This is a genomic window from Solobacterium moorei (genome assembly GCF_036323475.1).
Taxonomy (GTDB): domain Bacteria; phylum Bacillota_I; class Bacilli_A; order Erysipelotrichales; family Erysipelotrichaceae; genus Bulleidia; species Bulleidia moorei.
On sequence record NZ_AP028934.1, the window covers coordinates 2609269 to 2615268 of the forward strand.

The window sequence follows — 6000 nt, forward strand, 5'->3', positions numbered from 1 at the left end:
AATTCCTTAATTGGAATTCTTTTTATTTGTTGTCATATATAAAATTTTAAAGTGAAATACATATTTCTTGTTTGATAAAAGTGTTAGGTTTATAATATCCCATCTTTGACAGTTATAAATGTAAAAAATGCCATAAACCACGATGTAGAAAGGGTTTCTGGCATTTTCGTTTTGTTGATCTGTGTAGTGTGGGATTCTATTTTTTCGTTTCAGATATGATCTTTCTCATGGTTCCTGTTGGAACGATCTCTGTATCCGTACAGAATCCAAATTCTTTATGTAGATGATCCGTTATCTTTGTTCGCTTATATTCCGGTATGTATCCTTGTCCGTTTACCTTCAATAGCTTGTATTCTCTCAATGTAGTAATCAGTTCTGATGATGTATAGCTTGGACCTAACTTCTTTTCTAGGATGCGGAAGATCAGTAGGGCCAGATAACATATCAGGAAGTGTGCACGGATGCTGTCCTTCTTTCTGACATATACAGGTCTTGCTTCAAAGTCTGTCTTCATGATGCGGAATGCTTCCTCTATTTGCCATCTTCCTTCGCTGACCTTTAGGATGTCTTCTATCTTGTCATTTACCAGGTCGGTACAGATGGCATAGAAGCCATCATACATCGCTTCACTGTCGATCTTGTCCTGGTCTATCGCATAGTGCTCCTCGGATGCGATTTCTCCATCTGATGTGGTAGCTGTGACCCTTACGAATCTTGCAGGATCGTTTGGGTTTCTTCTTTGCTTTTGGATAGAGCCTTTGTCTACCATGGACTCTGCACGTGCAATCTGTGAATCCCGTATCTCTTTTTGATATGTCGCATATCTTGGTGAATAGGTGACGATCATCAATTGACCAGCTACCTTCTTGGTGCCATATGGCTCTTCTTTGTAATAGATGTCATCGATATGCTTGTATGGTTCTCTCTGTATCTCTTCGATATCAACTGTCGCTCCATCCTTCAGACGTTTCCATCTTTGGTTCGACATCGCTTCCTCGCGTTTCTTGCGGTTTAGCTTCTTGAGCGATTGCGTACAAATGAATGCACGTCCTTCGATGTCGTTGAACAGTCGGTTGTTTTCTGATCCTAGACCTCCATCTGTACATATAACGAATCTCTGGAAACCAAAATCCCGTATGATCTTTTGCTCTAGAGGTCTCATGGATGGTTGTTCGTTGCTTGCACCTTCAAAGAGGTCGAACGTCAGAGGAATGCCATCGCCATCCATGAACAGTCCCATCTGTACGATAGGGCTAGGACGGTGCTCCTTACTTTTGCCATATTGTCTGAAGCCATCCTCTTCTTCGATCTCGAAGTAGTAGTTCGTACAGTCATAATATAGGACACTGTTATTTCTCTTTAGGATATGATTGCTGTTCTTGTATACTTCTGCCAATATATGGTCCATCTCCTTAGATAGCGTTCCTAGTGCACGATACACATCATGCAATTCATACTTTGGCTGCTCTAGAAAGGAAGATGCCGTCTTATATGAGGAAAGTTTGCTTCCGGGATCCAGTATGCGTGCATAGACAAGGTCTGAACATATCGCATCAATGTCGAAATCAAATCTGCCATGTGATGATATGGTACGGAACACGTTCTTCATCTTTAGACCGTAATAGATGGACTGTAAGAATAGATATCCTGCATGGAAGGAACGCTGTTCATCCATAACTATCTTCTTGTCAGGAAACAATGATAATAGTACAGGAGGAGCAGAAGGAGAGTCGTTCATTTGGTCTACCTGCTTTTGTGCCCACTCCAATACCTGTTTCCTAGAAAGATTCATTTCCTTCATGAGCGAGTCTATGCGTCCAAGGCTTTTGACGTTCTCGGAACGGACACCATTCCCTTTACGAACGGAATGGCGGATGTAGAGTCTTTCGTATTGTCTGTCTTTCAGTATATGTAGAAACATACAAGATCACCTCTATCAATATTATAACACAAAGCACACCACCACACTACATAAAAATACATAAATTTTGACAACAAAAAAAGATGGATATCCACCATCAATAAAGGGTTTATTCATTATCTTGTTAAATTACAACTGTAAAACTCCCGTGAAATACATATTTCTTGTTTGATAAAAGTGTTAGGTTTATAATATCAGTGAAATTAATCACAAGTATTTACCGGTGATACCTATGATAATTCCATAAAATTCATTTGAAAAAGGCTTAATTAACTTACCGTGGACTTGTAATTTCTTACTGTATTGAGAAACTAAATAAATTGTGGTTTTGTAATGCTTTTGTGGTTATCGCAAATGGATAACGTATCATCCAAGCAAGCTTTTCATATAATTTATTAAGATCCATCTCCATAAACCTACGCATACATACAAACAATGCGGTATATCGGTTAATATACTTCGTTGACACTCCTCGATATTGGGCCAGTTTATTCTTGATGACAGAGTGAATATGGTTTACAACATTTAGATGTTCTACTTGATTGTAACTTTGGTGTCCTTTTAGATGTACTACTTTGCAATTCTTACATTCTGCCAAAGAGTTATAACAATCTGTTCCGTCTGTGTAGATGATAGAGCGTTGTGTAATGTTATTTTTGAAGGTATCCTGTATAATATCTTTGGTTGGTCGGGATTGGCCAACTGCTAAGAATATCTCGTGTGCATTTCTATCTGTTGTGGTGACGATACATATTTGTTCATGGGATATTCCTCTAAACCTTGAAGGCTCGCCTCTATGGCGGGCTTTTCTGTGCTTCAAGGAAGAACCTTTGGAAGATTCAAGAACGTATGTCTCATCACACTCTATCGTTCCAGATAGTTGTATCTTTTCTGATTCCAAATACTTTTCAAGCATGCTAAGAAACTTATGACGATTTAGAAATACACATTTGATAGAACGATTTAGACGTGCTGCAGTCTTATGGATAGGAACCATCGTCAAGGTATCGATACAGATCTCTATAAACTCATCTACATCGATCTTCAAAAAGGAAGTTATCATATGTGAATCATAGGTAAACTTATGCTCACACTCCATACAGAGATATCGCTGTTTACCACGGGCAAAGCCCCTCTTGATCATCTTTGTCTTCTTGTGACAATAAGGACACTGATATGGTCTATTATCACCCAGGCGATCATTTAGATTACAGAAATCGATAATTTCTCTTTGGATACGGTTCTGTTGTGATTGTGTTAGTTTATTAAAGTGAGTGATTAATTCTGTTTCATGCATAATAGATTTCTCCTTTATCATGAAACTAATCTATTATGCATTTTCAATATTGATGTGCATATGAACCCTCATCAATGATATTAAGTCCACTATGAGTTAATTAAGCCTTGAAAAAAAGGAGATAAAATTTATGTCTGAAACGCAAAAGGAGACTGTAAGTTCATTCATTTTAAAGGTCTTAAACGGCGCAACAATCGCAATTGTTGTAGCGTTAATTCCTAACGCAATTCTCGCAACATTCTTAAAGCCATTCGCTTCAAATCCATTATTTGCTAATTGGTTACACATCGTTCAAGTATTCCAATATTTCACGCCATTAATGGCTGGTTACCTAATTTCCATGCAGTTTAAGCTCAATCCAATTCAAGCTTCTTGTGTGGGTGGTGCAGCCTATATCGGTTCTGGAGCTTGGAAATTAGTAGAAGTAACAATGGATGGAAATGTTACAAACATCTTCCGTTTAGCAGGTATTGGCGATGTTATTAACACAATGTTAACAGCAGCTCTCGCAATTCTCGTTATTCGTTTAATCAGTGCTAAACTTGGTTCTCTTAACCTAGTATTCCTTCCAATTATTGTTGGAACAGGCGTTGGTTGGGTTGGTACTTTAACACTTCCATATGTTTCTATGATTACTTCTCTGATTGGACAGGGAATCAACTCATTTACAACATTACAACCGATTTTGATGAGTATCTTAATTGCGATGTCATTCTCACTCATTATCATTAGTCCACTATCCACTGTTGCGATTGGTTTAGCAATTGGTTTAACAGGTATTTCATCTGCTGCTGCAGGTATGGGTGTAGCTTCCGCTGCTGCTCTACTTGTATGGGCATGCGCAATAGTCAATAAGCCTGGTGTTCCTATCGCCATTGGTTTAGGTGCGATGAAGATGATGATGCCTAACTTCTTAACAAATCCTATTATCGGATTACCAGTTGCGATTACAGCCGCAATTAGTTCTCTGAGTGTACCAATCTTCCAGATGGTCGGAACTCCAGCATCCGCAGGATTTGGATTTGTAGGTCTTGTATCTCCATTAGCAGCACTCAACGCAGGAAATATCAATGTTGTAATTATGTTAGTGGCATGGATTGTTGTTCCATTCGTAGTCGGATTTATCGTTAATAAAGTTTGTTGTGATGTATTACATCTTTACAAGAAAGAAATCTTTACATTCAAAGGATAAAGGAGGAAATCAAAATGTTTGTTTATATCGCAGGTGCAGGCGCAATGGGTTGCCGCTTTGGTTATCAATTGCATAAAGCAGGAAATGAAGTCATTTTATTGGATATGTGGAAAGATCATATTCAAGCAATTAAAAATGATGGTTTAAAGATTGTTGGTGATACTGAAGATTGTGTCAAAATGACTATCATGGAGCCAACAGAAGCTACAAAAGAAGCTGAATTAATTATCTTATTTACAAAGGCTATGCAACTACCAACGATGTTACAAAGCATCAAACAAATTATTGGTAAGAATATAAAAGTACTTTGTCTATTAAATGGTTTAGGTCACGAAGATGTGATTAAACAATACATCCCTGAAGAAAACATCTTGATGGGTGTTACTGTATGGACAGCTGGATTAAAGGGTCCAGGTGTAGCAAAACTCATTAGTAAGGGCTCTGTAAACTTACAATCTATCGATAAGAATGGTGAAGAAGCTGCTAAGAAGATTGTAGAAGTATTAAATCAAGCAGGTCTAAACGTTACATATGATGAAGATGTATTACCATCTATCTGGCGTAAGGCTTGCGTCAATGGCACAATGAACTCTACTTGTGCATTACTTGATTGCACAATCGGTGAATTCTTCGCAAGTGAAGAAGCTATCCGTGTCGTAGATACTATCATTCATGAATTTGTAACGGTTAGTGAAGCCACAGGTGTTAAGTTAGATGAACAAGCGATTAAAGACTATGTTATGAAAACATCTGTAGCTGCTGCACATTATCCATCAATGCATCAAGATCTCATTCAGAATCATCGTCCAACTGAGATTGACTACATCAATGGTGCAGTTGCTAAAAAGGGTGATGCTTTAGGCATTTCTACACCATATTGCCATATGATTACAGATTTAATTCATGCAAAGGAACATGTATTAAAAATTAAGTAAATAAAAATTATCCCTGTGTATTTTATTGTACACAGGGAATTTTTTTACTTCACATCTGTTGATTTAGGATGATTTGGATTAAAGAAATGTGAATACGAATTAAAACGAATAAAGAAATAAATACAAACCATCATAACCATTACTGTCTCGAAGAGACGATTAAACATTTGCGGATCATGGATATCAAAGAGAATTGCTTTCAGTAAGCCTAATGGTAACGCTAATAACCAAAGATATTGCTTTTTATCTTTGATAACGATCCAATTAAAGTAAGTTTTCATACTTTTTCCCTAAATATATCCTTTCTAATTTCAATATAATACGAATTGTTTAAAATTCAATCTTTTTTAATAGTTTCTTGGGGATAACTACTTTTTTAAATGTATAAAGTATTGGGTTATCAACAGCTTGTTCACATCCCACAATCATTGGTTATCCACAATTGTGGATAACTGTTGAAAAGTATAAATTATCCTTTATTTATCGTATGTTTTTTTAAACAGTATTCTGTGTATAACCTATTTTTTATAAAAGTTATCCACTTTTTTTCTACTTATCAACATTGTTTATAACTTCTCCACACTTTTATCCACATCGAAAATTGTGGAAAACTGTGGAAAACCTCTATATTTCCTATCTGTACTATATTTTTTAA

The 6000-nt window shown here is 36.8% G+C and carries 5 protein-coding genes; 2 read left to right on the forward strand and 3 right to left on the reverse strand.

The window, feature by feature from the left end:
• Positions 1–196 precede the first annotated feature (196 nt).
• A complete protein-coding gene (locus RGT18_RS13035; RefSeq protein ID WP_338174666.1) occupies positions 197–1921 on the reverse strand; it encodes an IS1634 family transposase in 1725 nt (574 codons plus the stop codon).
• A gap of 295 nt (positions 1922–2216) precedes the next feature.
• Complete coding sequence (locus RGT18_RS13040) at positions 2217–3218, reverse strand: IS1595 family transposase (RefSeq protein WP_028078757.1); 1002 nt, start codon at positions 3216–3218, stop codon at positions 2217–2219.
• A gap of 130 nt (positions 3219–3348) precedes the next feature.
• Between RGT18_RS13040 and RGT18_RS13045 the strand changes: the two genes are divergently transcribed.
• Both RGT18_RS13045 and RGT18_RS13050 read left to right on the forward strand, forming a co-directional pair.
• Complete coding sequence (locus tag RGT18_RS13045; protein WP_028078756.1) at positions 3349–4410, forward strand: PTS sugar transporter subunit IIC; 1062 nt, start codon at positions 3349–3351, stop codon at positions 4408–4410.
• Positions 4411–4424: 14 nt separating this feature from the next.
• The gene (locus tag RGT18_RS13050; protein WP_028078755.1) at positions 4425–5345 is read left to right on the forward strand and encodes a 2-dehydropantoate 2-reductase; all 921 of its coding nucleotides are present in this window, start codon (positions 4425–4427) and stop codon (positions 5343–5345) included.
• Positions 5346–5389: 44 nt separating this feature from the next.
• Here RGT18_RS13050 and RGT18_RS13055 read toward each other — a convergent pair whose 3' ends face one another.
• Positions 5390–5626 carry a hypothetical protein gene (locus tag RGT18_RS13055; RefSeq protein ID WP_028078754.1) on the reverse strand — a complete coding sequence of 79 codons (237 nt, stop codon included), beginning with the start codon at positions 5624–5626 and terminating at the stop codon, positions 5390–5392.
• Positions 5627–6000: the final 374 nt, after the last annotated feature.

What these genes read in the sequence shown, in the direction of transcription:
- RGT18_RS13055 (WP_028078754.1), bottom strand. Translation starts at nt 5,626, where the DNA reads ATGAAAACTTACTTTAATTGGATCGTTATCAAAGATAAAAAGCAATAT.
- RGT18_RS13040 (WP_028078757.1), bottom strand. Translation starts at nt 3,218, where the DNA reads ATGCATGAAACAGAATTAATCACTCACTTTAATAAACTAACACAATCA.
- RGT18_RS13035 (WP_338174666.1), bottom strand. Translation starts at nt 1,921, where the DNA reads ATGTTTCTACATATACTGAAAGACAGACAATACGAAAGACTCTACATC.
- RGT18_RS13050 (WP_028078755.1), top strand. Translation starts at nt 4,425, where the DNA reads ATGTTTGTTTATATCGCAGGTGCAGGCGCAATGGGTTGCCGCTTTGGT.
- RGT18_RS13045 (WP_028078756.1), top strand. Translation starts at nt 3,349, where the DNA reads ATGTCTGAAACGCAAAAGGAGACTGTAAGTTCATTCATTTTAAAGGTC.